Below are 16,417 nucleotides of genomic sequence, written 5' to 3'. Positions count from 1 at the left end.
CTTGCTGCGGTTCGGGAACGCCATCCGAGTCGGGGCGGCCTCAGCCGGCCTGGACGAAGGCCACCAGGGCAAGCAGCCACAGGTGCGCCGGGTAGAACACGTAGAAGAAGTACTTCGAGAAGCGCGTGTGAGGACCGTGCTCGCCGTTGTACAGGTGAAGGACCGGGATGACCAGCACCAGCATAAAGTCGGAGTTTTCCGCGAGCATCGACACCGTCGCCTGCCACGTGTCGTAGGGCTGCCACGCCAGCGCAAACATCGCCGCGCCGAGGGCAAGGTACGCCAGGTCGCGCCACACGACACGGGAGTAGAGCGCGTAGGTAATCGCCATGAAGGGGACAATGGGCAGGCCTCCCTCAATCGGAAGCACCGCGCACACGAGGGAGGCCACGAGGGCGCCGATGATCGCCGGAGTGTGCCACTTCGTTGCGTCCAGGCGCCTCACGAGCGCGAGGAGCGTCGTGCCCACGGCCAGCGTGAGGAAGATGTTGTTGTCGTACATGTGGACGCCGCGGGTGGCCAGCAGCAGGCCCAGCGCGTAGTTGCCCGCCGCCATGATGACGGCCGCACCCCACAGGCGGGCCAGATACTTGCGTATGTTCGAGGTGTAGAGGACGCCCTCGACGGCCCCGTAGGCAAACCACACGGCCACGCACCTGGTGACGACATGGAAGATATCCACCCACATGACTGGAATCAGGCCGGGAACGTGCGGGAGGTGGTCAAGGACCATGAGCGCCGCCATCGCCAGTTTGATCCAGTACTGGTTGACTCCCCGCCGAGAGCGGGGTGCGACATGAGCGGGGGTGGAGAGTGCGGGAGCAGACATCTCGGTGCTTTCTCGTTGCTGGTTCACGAACACTCCAAGTGTCGCCGAAGCCGCTGCCCCGATTCCATGGGGGGCCACCCTGGTGCGTCCCCGTCCTTTCCCCGGGACCACACCGGGGGATGCCCCGGTGTCATCCCTCCTCGGTCAGCACTCGACGCTCGAAGGGGTCAATGGACACCCCCTGGTCGATGACAGTGCGGCTCCACTCGCGGGCACTGAACAGGGAGTGATCCCGGTAGTTGCCGCACGAATACACGTCGGTTCCCGGCACGTCCTCCCACGTGATGTCCTGCGCGATGGCGCGCAGGGAGGAGACCAACGCCGCCGCGACCTCCTCCACGCTGGGCGTCCCCCACGTGATGAGGTGGAAGCCCGTGCGGCACCCGAAGGGCGAGCAGTCGATGATGCCGTCCATGCGATCGCGCAGCAGAGAGGCCAGCAGGTGCTCGATCGTGTGCAGCCCCGAGGTGGGAATCTCTCCCTCGTTCGGTTGGACGAGGCGCACGTCAAAGTTGGAGATGCGGTCCCCTCGGGGGCCCTCCTCCACGCCGATGAGGCGCACGTACGGCGCCTTGACGGCTGTGTGATCCAAGGCGAAGCTCTCCACGTCGGCCATCGGTTAGTCCCTTTCTGTGTAGTTTTGTCTGCGTTGCTCCAGTCGCATGAGTGAGCGGAACGCCTCGGAGTACTCGGGGTCCTCCTCGCTCATCCGAGACAGGTGAGCGCGGGCTTCCCCCAGCTTGCGGGTCAGGTCCATTCGAACCATCGCGGCCACGACTCCGCGACAGTAGGACCGCAGGTCCGCCTCGCCCGCGACGGGCAGGGGGGCGACGGCCAACTGGGTGACCGCCGGGGCGATGAACTCGCCCGCGCTCTCGAGCACGACCTGTACGAAGTGGCGAGAGGCCGCCGCCGTGGCGTTCTCCCCCGGCCCGAAGTGGGCCTCGGCCTGGCGCATCATCTGGGTGAAGGCGTCCAGGCCGCCGACCGCTCGGATCGCATCGTGAACCGCCCGGTGGGTCGGAACCGTGAAGGACTGCCCGTCCAGCTCCTCGAAGCCGGAGCCGACGACCGCGAGCGGCTGCTGGAGCACCGCCTCCAGGGCCTGGCGCTCGACGCGAGTGACTGGGTCCTCCGGTCCTCGCCGCTCCGGGTTCGGCGCCGGGCGCCCGGCTCCCGCCATCTCCACGGCGCCGGGGCGGGCCTCGCGCTCGCTCGCCTGGGTGCGGGCGGCCACGCGGATCGCCTGCTCAACCGACCGCATGTCCATTCCCAGCCAGCCGGCCAGAGCGCGCGTGTACTCGGCGCGCAGCGCTCGATCCTTGATGTGGGCGACGATGCCGGCGGAGGCGCGCAGGCCCTGCACTCGCCCCTCGGCGCTGCGAAGATCCATCTGGGCCAAGACGGAACGAATCGCGAATTCAAACAGCGGGGTGCGCGAGTTCACCAGGTCAACAACCGCCTGGTCTCCCGCCGACAGCCGAAGCTCGCACGGGTCCTGGCCGCCCGGGGCGACAGCCACGAACGTCTGCGCCGCAAAGTTCTGGTCCTCCCCGTACGCGCGCAACGCAGCCTTGCGCCCGGCGCTGTCGCCGTCAAAGGTGAAGATCACCTCCGACCCGTGCGCGCGACCGCTCGACAGGAGCACCCCCGCCGCCGGGTCGGCGTGGTCGCCCAGGAGGCGGCGAATGATCCGAACGTGCTCGGATCCGAACGCCGTCCCACACGTGGCCACGGCGTTCGTCACACCCGCAACGTGGGCGGCCATGACGTCGGTGTACCCCTCGACGATCACCACCCTGTGGTCGGTGGCGATCGACTTCTTGGCCAGGTCGAGGCCGTACAGGAGTTGAGACTTCTTGTAGATGGGGGTCTCGGGGGTGTTGAGGTACTTCGGGGAGTCCTTCTCCGACTCGTCCAACCGTCGCGCCCCGAAGCCGACGGTCGCGCCCGTGATGTCGCGGATCGGCCACACCAGGCGCCCGCGGAAGCGATCGTAGATGCCCCTGGTGCCCTGCGAGGCCAGGCCCGCGATCTGGATTTCCTGGTCCGTGAAGCCCTTGGAACGCAGGTGGCGGGTCAGAGCATCCCAGGAGGCCGGGGCGTAGCCAACCCCAAAGTGCGCGGACATTGACTGGCTGAAACCCCGGTCCGCGAGGAATTGGCGTCCCGCGTGCGCCTCGGGGCTGGCCAGCTGGGCCTGATAGAACTCCTCGGCCACGCGGTGGGCGTCCAGCAGGCGCTGGCGCTTGCCCGGCTCCTCGGTGCGCACCCGCGCCCCGCCCTCCTCGTAGTGGAGGGTGATGCCGGCTTTGGCCGCGAGCATCTCCACGGCCTCCATGAAAGGAAGGTGGTCGATCTTCTGCACGAAGGAAATGACGTCCCCGCTCTCCCCGCACCCGAAGCAGTGGTACATGCCCAGGTGGGGACGCACGTTGAAGGAGGGGGTCCTCTCGTCGTGGAAGGGGCACAGGCCCTTGAGGGAGCCGATTCCCGCGGGTTTGAGCGCTACGTGTTCGCCGATGATCTCGTCGATCTTGAGCGCGTTACGTACCGCTTCAATGTCGTCCTTGCGAATCAGACCCGCCATGTTCTTCAGTCTACCGAGGCCCGCAACCGGGCGCGGAGGAACCCTAGAGCTGGGAGGAGAGCATCCCGCACCAGCGGGCGTGCCAGGACGAGGCTGACACGTCGGTGAGGGAGGCGACCTGATCGATCACCGCGCGCAGGCGCACCCCGTCTCCCGACGCAGCGCGCCACTGCTCGGCAAACACGGGTTCGAGCGCGTCCGCTCCGGCCTCGTACAGGGCGTCAACGAGGTCGGCCAAGAGGGTGCGCTGCTGGTAGTACACCGGCTCCGTTTCACGCGGACTCATGACGTAGTGGACGGCCATGCCCTTGAGGATCTGTATCTCGGCCCTCACCTGTCGCGGCACCACCAGGTCGGCGCGATACCTGCCGAGAGGCTCGTCGCCGAAGGCCTCGCGCGTGGCACGGACCGTGGCCGAGCAGAAACGCCCAATAAGCTCGCTCGTCGCGTCCTTAAGGCGAGCCAGCGAGCCGTAGGAGCCATCGAAGGAACGCAGCCACTCCGGCATCGACACGATCCGTGTCAGGGCATCCTCCAGATCCGAGCGCGCCACCGAGGCACCGTACCAGCCGAGCGTGGAGGCGATGACGGCATCCGCGTGGGCATCATCGTACAGGTCCGACGGATCCAGCTTGCGGGTGGCCACCGCGTCCTCCACGTCGTGCACCGAGTACGCGATGTCGTCCGACAGGTCCATGATCTGGGCCTCCAGGCATCGCCTGCCCGCGGGCGCGCCCTGCCGCATCCACGCGAAGGCGGCCGCATCATCGGGATAGACCGAGTACTTGCGCGTCGACTTGGCCAGGTCCGGGCCGCCCGACTTCACCCACGGATACTTGCAGATCGCGTCCAGGGTCGCGCGCGTCAGGTTCAGGCCGGCCGGCACACCTCCCGCACCGATCACCTTGGGTTCCAGGCGCGTCACCACGCGCAATGTCTGCGCGTTTCCCTCGAACCCCCCGATGGTGGCTGCCGCAGCATCCAGGGCACGCTCGCCGTTGTGCCCGAAGGGCGGGTGTCCCAGGTCGTGCGACAGGCACGCCGCGTCCACCACGTCGGGATCCGCCCCCAACTCCTTACCCAGCTCACGCCCCACCTGGGCGACCTCAAGGGAGTGAGTGAGGCGCGTGCGCACGAAATCATCCGAAATGGGCCCCAGCACCTGAGTCTTCTCCCCCAGGCGGCGCAGCGCCGAGGAATGCAGGATTCGAGCGCGGTCTCGCTCGAACTCGGTGCGTTCAGAAGACTTGTGATCCTCCGGCACCCACCGCTGCGAATCGGCATGTGCGTAAGGCAGCCGCGCATCGACCCCGTCGACGCCGGGGATGGCAAGAGAAAACTCGGTCACCCGCCCATTTTACGCTGCGCGCGCCAGACGGTCCCACTGCCGACCGACGGGCCGATATCATGGACACTGGGGCTCGTCGAACAGGGTACGAGGCATCCCCGGGCCGCCCACCCGAACCATCCCTCAAACCGATGACGGCTTTCATGAGAATATCCTCATGCGAGGACAATCGGATTCTCACGCTCGCACGCCACCCTCGGCAGTGATGAAAGGAGTACACATGTCAGAACGCATGAGGATCGCTTCGGCGATCTGCGCCATCGCTGTCATCGGAGTCGTCGCTTTCACGGGCCTGCGCGCACTCGCCAGCGGGTCGGGCGAGTCCATGAGCGAGTCCGGCCTCGTGGTGCCCTCTCGGCCCGAGGGCTCCGCCGCGCAGTCGGACTCCGGCGCCCAGGTGCCCACGCCGACCGCCGAACCTGATCCCACCGCCCCCGAGCAGCCTGCTCCTGCGCCGACCGCGCCCACACCCGTGGCTGATCCTCCGCCAGCGCCCTACCGCGTGGCTCCCTCCCAGCCGTATCGCGCCACCTCCGACGACGATGACGACCACGACCATGACCGCGACGATGACGACGATAAGGACTCCGACCACGACGACTAACGAGACGTGTGGGGGCGCCACCTGACGGTGGCACCCCCACACGTTTCCCTGCTCACACGAGACGGTACCCCATGCCTCGCACGGTCTCGAAACGATCCTTTCCTATCTTCTGACGCAGATAGGACAGGTAGACATCCACCACGTTGGATCCGCCATCGAAGTCGATCCCCCACACCGCCGACAGCAGCTGCTCGCGGCTGAGAACCTGCCCGGGATTGCGCATGAACGTCTCCAGGAGGGTAAACTCCCGGGCCGACAGATCCACCGATCGTTCCCCCACGCGAACCCGTCGGCTCTTCAGGTCAAGGACGAGGGACCCCCTCGTCAGGGTCAGTCCCCCCGGAACCGGCGCTTCCTCCCGAAGACGCAGGCGCACTCGGGCAAGGAGTTCCTCGAAGGAGAAAGGCTTGGGCACGTAGTCGTCCGCCCCACCCTCCAGGCCCGCGACGCGGTCGGACACCGAGGTGCGCGCCGTGAGCATGATGACCGGCATCTCCACCCCCTGTCCCCTGATCTGTTCGAGGACCTCGAAGCCGTCAATGTCGGGCAGGCCGACATCTAACAGCATGAGGGCGCCGCGCCCCTGAAGGGCCGCCTCGACGGCCTCCGCCCCCGTCGAATACACCTCCGGAACGAAGCCAGCGGCGCGAAGCCCCTTGGCGACGAAGGAGGCAATCCTGCGCTCGTCTTCGACGATAAGAATGGTCGTCATGGTGTGACTCCTGAGTCCGCGCCGCCCGGGCGCACTGGTATCACCAGGGTAAAGGTCGATCCCTCCCCCAGCGTCGATTCGATGTCAAGGCGCCCGCCGTGGGCGCGCGCAATGGACTCGACGATGCTCAAGCCAAGGCCCGATCCGGACACGCGCTCGGCGCCCACCCCGCGCACGAAACGGCCGCGGACCCGCTCAATGTCCTGCGGGGCGATGCCCTCCCCCCGGTCGCGCACCCACATGCGCGCGACGTCCCCTTCGACACGCGACCCGATTCCCACCTCAGTGCCCTTCGCCGAGTACTGGACGGCGTTTTGCGCCAGCTGCAGCCACGCCTGCGTGATGCGGGCCGAATCGAGGCTGCAGCTGGCGTGCGCCGAGGCGTCAAGGACCCAGTCGCGATCGCCGAGTGCGCTGGCCTTGTCCACGACGGCGTCGGTGAGCGCCGCCAGATCGACGGGCGTGGGGGCGACGGCGTCGGAGGCGCGGGCAAGCTCCAGCAGGTCTTTGACGAGGATGCCCATCCGGTCGAGTTCGTCAATCACCAGGGCGCGCGTGTCAACGACGTCGGCGTGATCGGACGGGTCCAGGAGCTCCATGTGGCCGCGCACCACCGTGATCGGAGTGCGCAGCTCGTGGCTGACATCGTCGAGGAGCTCGCGCCGCGCCACCACCGCCCGCTCGACTCGATCCAGCATCCTGTTGACCGCCGCCGCCAAGGCCGACAGGTCGTCCCTGCCGCGAACGGGCACGCGGGTCGCCAGGTCGGCCTCACCGATGGAGTCGGTGGCTCGGCGAAGCTCGCCGATGGGGCGCAGGAGCCTCGTGACGGCGAACCAGGCGAGGGGAACCACCAGCGCGACCGTGCCGACGGCCGAGACCGCGTACAGCAGCATCGTGGAGTGGAAGGACTGCGAGTAGCGATTCATGTCGATGACGTGCACGAGCGCCGCCGTCGAGGTCTGGCCCCTGACGGGAATAACGACGAGACGATAGGTGGTCTGCGCGCTCGTGAAGGTCTCGTAGACGGTGTCCGTGCCCGTGGTCAAGGGCGCCACGTGGGCCATGAGCTCGAGGTCCTCTTCTGGGTGCAGACGAGGCTCCTGGGAGGGAAGCCAGTAGAGGCTCCCATCCACGAAGCCGACCTCCCCGGCGCTTGAGCCCCAGAAGGTGCGAGACAGGTGCGTGCGCACGATCTCGGAGGGGTCGGTGAGAGGCCCTCCCGTGTCGGGGTCTGTTCCCTCGGCGATCAGATGCTCGAGAGCCGCCTTGGACCGACGCAGGTTGTCCACCGCCCGCGCATCCAGGGCGCGCTGTTGCAGGATGGAGACAAGGATCCCGGAGACGGTGAGTGCCGCGCCCGCGACCAGGATCATCGCGGCAATGATCCTGGTGCGAATGCTGACGGACACCCGGGGAGGTGCGGGTTGGGCGCTCATGGCCTCATTGTGACCCGTACCGCTCTGGCGCGCACCCCGGCGGGGCGGCTCCTCGCGAGGTCTCCACGAGGGGCGCGCCCCGCGGAGCGCATCGCTCACCGTCCGATCCCGACGTGCGTCCACCCGGCCTCGCTCCACTTGTCGCGATCCAACACGTTTCGCCCGTCGACCACGGTGCGGGTGCGCACAAGGGGCGCGATCTCCTTGGGATCCAGGCCGACGAACTGCGGCCACTCCGTCGCCAGGAACACCAGGTCGGCGTCGCGCAGGGCAGAGTCCAGGTCCTCCACCATGGTCAGGTGGGGCTTGTCGGCAGCCGCGTTGGACAGCGCGATCGGGTCGGTGACGCGCACGCGTGCTCCGCGCTCGTGCAGACGCGAGGCCACATCCAGGGCCGGGGAATCACGCACGTCGTCGGTGTCGGGCTTGAAGGAGGCACCCAGGACGGCGATGTTGGCGCCCCTGACGCTGCCCCCCAGGGCGGCCTCAGCGGCCGCGACTGCCCGGCTTCGCCCACGCAGGTTGATGGCGTCCACTTCCTTGAGGAAGGCCACGGATTCTCCCCGCCCCAGTTCCTCGGCGCGCGCCACGAATGCGCGAATGTCCTTGGGCAGACAGCCTCCGCCAAATCCGATGCCGGCTCCCAGGGCGCGCCTGCCGATGCGTTCGTCGTGGCCGAGGGCATGGGCGAGCATCGTGACGTCGGCTCCGGTAGCGTCGCAGATCTCCGCCATCGCGTTGATGAAACTGATCTTGGTGGCCAGGAAGGAGTTGGCGGCGACCTTGACCAGCTCGGCCGTGGCGAAATCGGAGGCGATGACGGGGGTGCCCGCCTCCAGCAGGGGCCGGTAGGCCTCGTCGAGTGCCTCGCGCCCGCGCGTGGCGGCCTCGGGGTTATCTGAGAGACCGTAGACGAGGCGGGAGGGGCGAAGCGTGTCCTCCACGGCGTAGCCCTCGCGCAGGAACTCGGGGTTCCACGCGACGTAGGCTCCGGCTGCGGCCAGCTCCCGCTCCACGCGCGCAGCGGTACCCACCGGGACCGTTGACTTACCCACGACGACGGCGCGCTCGGCCGGGTCGAGCGCCTCGGCGAGCATCGAGACGGCGGACATGAGGTGGCTCAGGTCAGCGGCTCCCGCGTCGGTGGCCTGGGGCGTGCCCACCGTGATGAAGTGGAGGCTCCGCCCGCGCACGTCGGCGGCACTCGGGTCGGCGGTGAAGCGCAGGTTTCCGGCGGCGATACCCTCATCGAGGATGTCCTCCAGGCCCGGCTCGTGGAAGGGAGAGCGGCCCGCTGCCAGCGCCCGCACCTTATCGCGGTCAATGTCGATGCCGACGACGTCGTGGCCCAGGGACGCCATGCAGGCGGCGTGGACGGCGCCGAGGTATCCGCAACCGATAACTGTCATTTTCATGGGAGTGCTCTTTCTCGTATGGGGTGTGCTAGGGGTGGGGTGCGCTAGGGGGTGTTCGCGAGGCCACCGAGCGCGTGATCTCTCCAGTCATCCAGCCAGGCGCGCGATCCGGGCCGGAACGAGTGGACGAAGATGAGGCGCAGGCGCGCGGCGTCCAGGTAGGCGTTCAGGCGCCCTTGCGAGGTCGGCATGCGTCGGGCGGCGTCGTCGAGCCACCCGACGATGGAGTCGAGGCCTCGGGCGCTCAGGGAACCGCGCAGGCGCGCCAGTTCGGCGTGCGCCCGCAGGTTCGTCAGGTCCAGGGCCGCCTCGGCGAGGCGGGCTCCGTCAAGGTCAATGACCCCGAGGGTCGTGCCATCCCACAGGAGTTGACCGTCGTGGAGGTCGGTGTGGGAGACGACGGGGGCCGCGTCGGCGGGTTCCACGAGGCGCCGGGAGGTCTCCAGGACTGCCTCGGCGAGGCGAGGGCCGTCCTGGACGGTGTCGAATCGTCGCGCGTGCTGCGCCCAGCGGGCGAGATTCCTGGCTTCGTGGGCTCCGCTGTGCCGGGCGAGGTCAGCCTCGCTGACGGGGCGCCAGGAGTCGGCGAGCAGGCGCCACCCGGGCAGGCCCGCGTCTCCGATGTCGGCGAGGCAGCGTCCGGGCAGACTCGTGAAGGTGACGGAGGTGGGCGTCCAGGACGTGATCGAGGCCGTCTCAAGCCCCCAGGATCGGTAGGCGCGCCCGGCGGTCACGGTTGCGCGGGCGATGCGTTCGCCGCCCTTGCGCACGTGCTTGGTCACCCGGTCCTCGCCAACCACGACGGCGCGGCGTGCGAGGCGGTGGACGACCAGGGATCCTTCCCCCACGGGGATTGTGCCCAGCACCGGGTCGCAGGCGTAGAGGGAGAGGACCAGTCCCGACTGGTCGACGCGTCCCGCTCGTATCCGTCCGCGTTCGTCGACGATCTCCACGCTGATGGCCTCGTCTGCGGGCCAGGCTCGCCGAAGACCGGGGATCGTCACGACATTATCAATGAGTGCCATGGGTGTTCTCCTCCATGAGGTCCAGAGATTGTCCGACCCGCAGCGCCCAGTCGGGGCGCGCCTCGCGCAGGGGGTCTGCCAGCGACAGGGCGCGGGCGTGTAGAAGCGCCGCCGCCATGGTCACCTCGTCGGGAATGCACCCACCGGCCTGTTCGTAGCCGCGCAGGAAGGCGGAGGCGGCATCGGGGCCGGTGGCGGCCGTGTAGGAGGCGACGTCCAAGGCTGCGTTCCCCATTCGGGCGCGGTCGAAGTCGGCCAGGAGCAGGCGACCCGACCCGCTGACGAGCACCTGATCCGGTGAGGCGTCGGCGTGGATGATCGCGCAGGCCCCGCCGGGCGCTTCGGGGGCAACGCGTGCGAGAGCCTCGATGCGTGCCCCCAGGTCCGCATCAAGCACGCCGATAATGGCGGCGTGGACGCGCAGCGTGTCGGGAGTGGAGGGCGCGGGCGCGGCCAGCGCCGCCCGCACGTGGAGGGGTGGCGCGCTGGCATGGAGGCGGGCGAAGAGGCCACCGGCTTCCTCGTTCCAGCTGAGCACCTGCTCGGCGCTCCCGCGCGGGGTGGACAGGTCACAGCCTCCCGCGTCGGACAGGACGCACACGTGGGGGTCTGCGGCGTCGTCAAGCCGCTCGGGGACGGGGATGGCCTCCTGCAGGTAGCGGCCGAGGGCGGTGTCGACCCGCCTGGAGTGGGTCCGGATCCGCACGATGGTTCCGCCGCTCCGGGCGACAATTCGACGCAGGGGGTTGTGGCGCAGAATACTCCAGGTCGCCGGGTCGACGCTCCCCGCGGCGGCGGCGCGCGCGATGTGGGTCATGAGCGCGGGGTCGGATTCGACGCCGCCCCATTGGATGCGCAGGTCGAACGGCAGGGGGCGGATCCGGGTGGGCAGGCCGAGGCTGCGCGCCTTCCTGGCGGTCTTGTCCGCCTTCGGGCTCGCGGCGGGCCACAGGATGCGCGCCCAACCCGCGGGGACCCCGTCGGCGTCAACGAGCGATGCGCTGACGGAAACACCGGGCTTGATGCGCACCCGGCTGGCCGCTCTGGCCTCGCCCAGGGCGCCGCTGAGGCGCTCCGGGTTGAGGAGGGTGGAGATTGCCAGGGACATGGACTCGTTCATCATGCCCCCGCTCCGCTGGTGTTCGCCGCGGCGCTTGCCATCCAGGCTCGAAAGAGATCGGACTGTGCGAGCAGACGCGCGGGGCTTCCGTCCAGGAGGATCCGTCCCTCCTCGATCCACACGACGCGCGTGCAGCGCAGGGCAACCTGGGGGTCGTGGGTGACGGCCAGGGCGGTGCGCCCGCTCACGAGGCCGTCGATGGCGTCCAGGACGAGGCCGGCGGATTCGGGGTCCAGGCCGGTGGTGGCCTCGTCGAGGATGATGACAGGCGTGTTGCGCAGCAGCGCTCGGGCGATGGCGATGCGTTGGCGTTGGCCGCCGGAGAGAGTTCCTCCCCGCTCGCCCACCTGCGCGTCGTAACCGCCGGGCATCTCCATGATGAAGGCGTGCGCGTTGGCGGCCTTGGCCGCCGCCACGATCTCCTCATACGAGGCGCCCTCGCGCCCCAGGGCGATGTTCTCGCGGATCGTGGTGGCGAAGAGGACGGCCTCCTGGTGCAGCAGGGTCACGTTGGATCGCAGCGCGGCAAGGGAGAGCTCCTTGATCGGGTAGCCGCCCATGATGACCCGGCCGCGCACGGGATCCTGAGCGCGCACCACCAGGGACGCCAAGGTGGACTTTCCGGAGCCGGAGGGGCCGATGATCGCCACCCTCTCCCCCGGGGCGACGCTGAGGGACACGTCGTGGAGGACCTCCACGCCGTCGTATTCGGTGACGACGCGGTCGAACTCGAGCGACCCACCGATGCGGGCGGGGCTGAGAGCGTCCGGGTGCGTCGCGATGTCCTGGCGGACCTCCATGAGGTCGGCGACGCGCTCACCGGAGGCCCCGGCCCGAGAGATACGGCCCGTGTACTTGGCCATGTCACGCAGGGGCTTCATGGCGGTGCGCAGGTAGGAGGTGAACAGGACGAGGTCACCCACACCCATCGCGCCGTCGAGGACCCGCAGGCCGCCTCCGACGAGGACGATGGCCGACGCGATGCCGACCAGGAGGTCCGTGGAGCGTTCGAGCCTGGCCGCCAGCCGCAGGGATTTCACACCCTGGCGCACGGCCCGCCCGTTGGCTCCCCCGAAGCGCTTCGCGATGTAGTCCTCAAGGCCATAGGCCTGGACGACGGGCATCGAGGCCAGGGATTCCTGCGCGGTGTTGGCCAGCTGGCCCTCGCCCTTGCGGGTGCTCCTGGCGGCCACGGTGATGCGCTGGGAGGAGCCTCGCGAGAGGAGAAGAAACAGCGCGATGGCCGCGACGACGATGAGCGCGAGCAAGGGGTCCAGGACGATCATGACGATGAGCATGACCGCCAGGGTCGCCGTGTTGGCCAACAGCGGCAGCCCGGCGGTGATGGCCACCTCCTGCAGGCGATTGACGTCTCCGACGATGCGTTGCACCGTGTCCGCGCTGCGGTTGCGCGCGTGGAACTGCAGGGACAGGCCCTGCACGTGGCGGAACACGCGGGCGCGCAGGGACTGGGCGGTCCGGGAGCCGACGAGCGCGAAGCACACGGTGGCCAGGTAGTTGCTGGCCGCGCGCAGTCCCACGATGAGAACGAGCAGGAGCGCGCAGGCCACGATCATGGGCGCGGCCGCCCACGCGTCGTCCGTTTTGGGCAGGGCGGCCTCGAACACCGAGTCGACGACGATCTTCATGGGCCAGGGCTCCATGACGCGGAACACGACGTCCATGAGGAGAGCGACGATGCCGCCCACGGCGAGGCCTCGGTTGGGGCGCACGTCCGGCCCAACGAGGGACAGGGTGCGTGCCAGCGGGCTCAGGCGCTTACCCCGGACGATCTTAGGCATGGCGCACCCCCAACAGGTCGAGCGCCCGCGTGACGACCCCGCTCCAGGAGTGGCGGTCGACGGCGAGGCGTCGCGCCCGCTCCCCCAGCTCGGCTCGCCGAGCCGGGTCCTGGGCGAGGGAGTCGATCGCACGCGCGAGGGCGGCGGGGTCGGACGGCGGCACGAGGACGCCGCAGCCGTCGAGCGCGTCGGGTATCTGCCCAAGCGAGCTGGCGACAACGGGAAGGCCGGCGGCCATGTACTCGTAGACCTTCAGGGGCGAGAAGTAGTGGTCTGCGGCGCGTTCGGGCATCGGGTAGGGGGCGACCGCGATGGCCGTTCCCTCCAGGTGGGCGGGCATGTCGAGGGGCGGGACGGAACCGTGGAAGTCCGCCTCGATGCCCGCGCGCCTCGCGCTCTCCTCCAGGTGGGGAAGCTGGGGGCCGTCGCCGATGATGCGCAGGCTCCAGGGGGCCGCAGCCAGTCGGCGCGCCTCAATGAGGTGTTCGACGCCGTGCCAGGGCTTGAGGGTTCCCACGAAGGTGACGACGACGCGGCCGTCCTCCTCGCCCACCGGCGTGATCCTGGTGGTGTCCACGCCGTTGGGGATCGTGTGGGCACGCCGGGTGCCGGTGCGCTCCTCGACCCAGGCGCGCACGGGTTCGGACACGCAGATCGTGGCGGCTGCCGCGCGCACCTGCTCCCTCAGGTTCGCCAGGGCACCCTGCTCGTCGTCAAGCCTACGGTGCTCTCGCTGCTCGTCGATGAGGGGTGCGTTGACCTCGAGGATTCCTCGGACCGACCGGGTGTCGGCGAGGCGGGCGAGCACGGTGGAGAACAGTGAGTAGCGCTCCCACACAAGGTCGGGGGTGTCCGTTTCGAGGTGCTCGGCAATGGCGCTCGCCGCCATGCCTTGCGCGCGTTCGCGGTCGGAGCAGTGGACGGGCAGCGGGTAGGTCCACGTGGGCACGCTCGCCAGGTCGGCGCTCGGGTGCTCGCCCAGGCGCACGGCGTGGATCTCGACCTCGTGCCCGCGCCGCACGAGTTCGCCCGCGACGTCTTGGATGTGGACGGAGGCCCCCTTGGTGCCGTAGACGGGGATGCCGGGGTCGGCGCACACGTAGGCGATTCGCATCAGCGCTCCTCCTCGTCTTCGAGGCTCGCCAGGCGGGCGGCCTGGACGTGGGAGTCGTAGGTCTCCTCGATGAGGGCTCGCGCACCTCGGGCCAGATCCCGGGCGGGGACGCGACCCGACGCGATGTCTCCCAGAGCCTGCGCGAGGGCGCTCGCGGAGGCCGGGGGAACGAGGACGCCGGTGCGCCCGTTGATGACGACCTCGGGGATGCCGCTGACGAAGGTGGCGATCACGGGAGTGCCCACGGCCATGGATTCAAGGATGACGGTGGGGAGCCCGTCGATGTTGCCGTCGGCGCCGGGCACGCAGGGTGCGACGAAAACGTCGGAGTTTTCGAGGAGGGAGCGGACCTCGTTCTGTGTGCGCGCCCCGAGCAGGCGGCACGAATCCGACAGGTCCCTGTCCTCGATGCGTTGGGCGAGCTCGCCCGCGAGGTCCCCCTCGCCGATGATCTGGGCGTCGAAGTTGATCCCGGCATCTCGGGCCAGGGCGAGGGCGTCGATGAGGTGGGCGAAGCCCTTCTTTTCGACGAGGCGTCCGACCGCGAGAATGCGCAGCGGCCCGTAGGAGGGCTTGGGGTCTCGGTAGGCGAAGCGCGCCAGCTCCAGGGCGTTGCGCTGCAGGATGATGCGCGCCCCCGTGCCCTCGAGCACCCGGTTGAGGTAGTCCTGGTTGTAGCTCGAGATCGCGATCACCTGGGCGGCGCCCGCGCACACCTTGCGCAGCAGGTTCATATCGACGGAGTCGTGGTGGATGTCCTTGGCGTGGGTCGTGACCGTGTAGGGGATGTCCGTCAGGGACGAGGCGATCCACGCGGTCCGCCCGGCCAGGGACGCGAAGTGGGCGTGCAGATGGGTGATGCCGTCCTCGCGGGCCGCTCGCGCGAGGGCGACTCCCTGAGCGACGTCATCGGCGCTCAGGGATGCTATGTGGGGCATGAGATCAACGAAGCGGCGACGCATGTCCTCGTCGGTGAGGCCCTCGGTGAGGGTCTCCCACAGCTCGGCGGCCTTGCGGGGGCGGGGCACCCACCTGACGGGGGCCTCGACGCGCGCGATCTCGGGGTGGAAGCGCGTGTCGGTCGTGGGCCGCAGCGCGTAGATGGACAGGTCCTGGCCGAGGTCTTCGCGGGCAAGGATCTCGGTCACGACGAAGGTTTCGGAAAAGCGGGGGTAGACCTTGAGGACGTAGCCGATGCGGGTCATGTGAGTTCTCCTTCGGGGGTGCGGGTGAGCAGACGGGCTGCGGCTCGGGCTGCGGCGGCCAGGCCGCCGAGCTCAACGTGGGATCGGTCGGTTCGGGTGGAGACGGCACCGGCGAGCCAGCGGGAGAGCAGGTCCGGGGTGGCGGTCTCTTGGCGGGCGGTGTCAACGGCGCTGGCACGGGAGAGCGCGCGGGCTCGGATGGCCTGTTCGAGGCGCGGTTTCTCCCGCGGGACGATGAGGGCGGGGGTGGAGGTAGCGAGGATCTCGCACACGGTGTTGTAGCCGCCCATGGCGACCACGGCGGCGGCCTCGCGGATCCGGTGGGCCAGGCCGGGGCAGGATCGCACCACGGTGGTCGAGGGCCCAGCGAGGGCCTGGGCGCGGGCGAAGCGATCCTCGGCCAGCTGGGGGCCGGCCACGACGATGTGATCGTGGCCGGCGGGCACCCGTGCGCTGGCTGCCGACTCGACGAGGGGTCCTCCGTCGGAGCCTCCGCCGGCCGTGGTGAGCACGTAGGGGCGGGAGAGCCGCCCGGGGTATGGGTCCACGTCGGTGCGTCCCGCGGCCAGGTAGCCGGTGAAGAGGGCGCGCGAGGCCAGGGCCGGAGGGATCTCGCCGCTGCTCGTGGCGTCGTGGACGCGCGGGTCGCCGTAGACCCACACCTGGTCGACCAGGGGCACCAGGGTGTCGGCGCCGCCCAGCCCTTCCCACTCACGGGCGGCGACGGCGGGGTCGTCGAGGACGTCGCGCAGTCCCAGGACGACGCGGGCTCCCGGGTGGGAGCGGCGCAGCGCCCGAAGCGGCGCCTCGAGCTCGCGGCGAATCCCCAGCGGGTGTCGGTCGACGATGACCAGGTCGGGAGCGAAGCCGGCGAGCGCGGCGCCGAGGATCAAGGAGCGCAGCGCAACGGTCTCGGACAGGGTGCCGGGGAGCCTACGGGGAACGTAGACTCCGTCTCGTTTCTCGACTCCCGGCAGCACCAGCCAGTCGAAGCCGTTGGGCAGGGTGAACAGGGGCGAGGGAGCAAGGCCCGAGACAACGAGTCCGCGCAGCCCTCCCGCGCCGACGCCCGCGGCGATGTGGTGGGCGAGCGCCAGGTTCCTCCTCACGTGCCCCAACCCTTGGGAGTCGTGGCTGTAGAGCAGCACGGATAGTGGCGTTGTCAACGCGCCACCCCCTTCCTGTAGCGGTCCAATGCCTCTACTGTGGGATGT

General features: G+C 69.4%; 14 protein-coding genes. 1 reads left to right on the top strand and 13 read right to left on the bottom strand.

What is annotated here, in order from left to right:
* Window positions 1-40: 40 nt before the first annotated feature.
* From NQK35_RS01545 to NQK35_RS01530, 4 genes are all read right to left on the bottom strand, one after another.
* Complete coding sequence (locus tag NQK35_RS01545; protein WP_009212085.1) at window positions 41-856, bottom strand: beta-carotene 15,15'-monooxygenase; 816 nt, start codon at window positions 854-856, stop codon at window positions 41-43.
* A 103-nt stretch (window positions 857-959) separates the two neighbouring features.
* Window positions 960-1,445, bottom strand: a complete 486-nt coding sequence (locus NQK35_RS01540) for an S-ribosylhomocysteine lyase (protein WP_009212086.1) — start codon at window positions 1,443-1,445, stop codon at window positions 960-962.
* A gap of 3 nt (window positions 1,446-1,448) precedes the next feature.
* A complete protein-coding gene (dnaG, locus tag NQK35_RS01535; protein WP_257114356.1) occupies window positions 1,449-3,419 on the bottom strand; it encodes a DNA primase in 1,971 nt (656 codons plus the stop codon).
* A 43-nt stretch (window positions 3,420-3,462) separates the two neighbouring features.
* Window positions 3,463-4,767 (bottom strand): deoxyguanosinetriphosphate triphosphohydrolase, encoded by a 1,305-nt coding sequence (locus NQK35_RS01530; RefSeq protein ID WP_048740735.1) that lies wholly within the window; start codon window positions 4,765-4,767, stop codon window positions 3,463-3,465.
* Window positions 4,768-4,987: 220 nt separating this feature from the next.
* On the opposite strand from NQK35_RS01530, the gene NQK35_RS01525 reads away from it, so the two are divergent.
* Window positions 4,988-5,371: a hypothetical protein gene (locus tag NQK35_RS01525; protein ID WP_257114815.1), complete on the top strand. Its 384-nt coding sequence runs from the start codon at window positions 4,988-4,990 to the stop codon at window positions 5,369-5,371.
* A 52-nt stretch (window positions 5,372-5,423) separates the two neighbouring features.
* Here the strand turns inward: NQK35_RS01525 and NQK35_RS01520 are convergent, their stop codons facing one another.
* The 9 genes from NQK35_RS01520 to NQK35_RS01480 all read right to left on the bottom strand — a co-directional run bounded on the left by NQK35_RS01520 (window position 5,424) and on the right by NQK35_RS01480 (window position 16,351).
* Window positions 5,424-6,083, bottom strand: coding sequence for a response regulator transcription factor (locus tag NQK35_RS01520; protein ID WP_009212090.1), 660 nt, complete (start codon window positions 6,081-6,083; stop codon window positions 5,424-5,426).
* The gene (locus tag NQK35_RS01515; RefSeq protein ID WP_257114355.1) at window positions 6,080-7,522 is read right to left on the bottom strand and encodes a sensor histidine kinase; all 1,443 of its coding nucleotides are present in this window, start codon (window positions 7,520-7,522) and stop codon (window positions 6,080-6,082) included. The genes NQK35_RS01520 and NQK35_RS01515 overlap by 4 nt, the downstream gene beginning before the upstream one ends.
* Before the next feature lie 95 nt (window positions 7,523-7,617).
* Window positions 7,618-8,937: a UDP-glucose dehydrogenase family protein gene (locus tag NQK35_RS01510; protein ID WP_257114354.1), complete on the bottom strand. Its 1,320-nt coding sequence runs from the start codon at window positions 8,935-8,937 to the stop codon at window positions 7,618-7,620.
* Window positions 8,938-8,981: 44 nt separating this feature from the next.
* Window positions 8,982-9,962: an aminoglycoside phosphotransferase family protein gene (locus NQK35_RS01505; protein ID WP_257114353.1), complete on the bottom strand. Its 981-nt coding sequence runs from the start codon at window positions 9,960-9,962 to the stop codon at window positions 8,982-8,984.
* Entirely contained in the window at window positions 9,949-11,085 is a 1,137-nt protein-coding gene (locus tag NQK35_RS01500) for a phosphotransferase (RefSeq protein ID WP_257114352.1), read from the bottom strand. Before NQK35_RS01500 ends, NQK35_RS01505 begins: the two co-directional genes overlap by 14 nt.
* Window positions 11,082-12,884 (bottom strand): ABC transporter ATP-binding protein, encoded by a 1,803-nt coding sequence (locus tag NQK35_RS01495; protein ID WP_257114351.1) that lies wholly within the window; start codon window positions 12,882-12,884, stop codon window positions 11,082-11,084. Before NQK35_RS01495 ends, NQK35_RS01500 begins: the two co-directional genes overlap by 4 nt.
* Window positions 12,877-13,998, bottom strand: a complete 1,122-nt coding sequence (locus NQK35_RS01490) for a glycosyltransferase family 4 protein (RefSeq protein ID WP_257114350.1) — start codon at window positions 13,996-13,998, stop codon at window positions 12,877-12,879. The genes NQK35_RS01495 and NQK35_RS01490 overlap by 8 nt, the downstream gene beginning before the upstream one ends.
* The gene (locus NQK35_RS01485) at window positions 13,998-15,203 is read right to left on the bottom strand and encodes a glycosyltransferase (protein WP_257114349.1); all 1,206 of its coding nucleotides are present in this window, start codon (window positions 15,201-15,203) and stop codon (window positions 13,998-14,000) included. The genes NQK35_RS01490 and NQK35_RS01485 overlap by 1 nt, the downstream gene beginning before the upstream one ends.
* A complete protein-coding gene (locus tag NQK35_RS01480) occupies window positions 15,200-16,351 on the bottom strand; it encodes a glycosyltransferase family protein (RefSeq protein WP_373567087.1) in 1,152 nt (383 codons plus the stop codon). Before NQK35_RS01480 ends, NQK35_RS01485 begins: the two co-directional genes overlap by 4 nt.
* Window positions 16,352-16,417 lie beyond the last annotated feature (66 nt).

Origin of the sequence: Schaalia odontolytica, from assembly GCF_024584435.1 — a bacterium.
Classification (GTDB): Bacteria; Actinomycetota; Actinomycetes; order Actinomycetales; family Actinomycetaceae; genus Pauljensenia.
The sequence above is the reverse complement of the archived record's forward strand: the minus strand, read 5'-3'. Positions and strand labels throughout refer to the sequence as shown.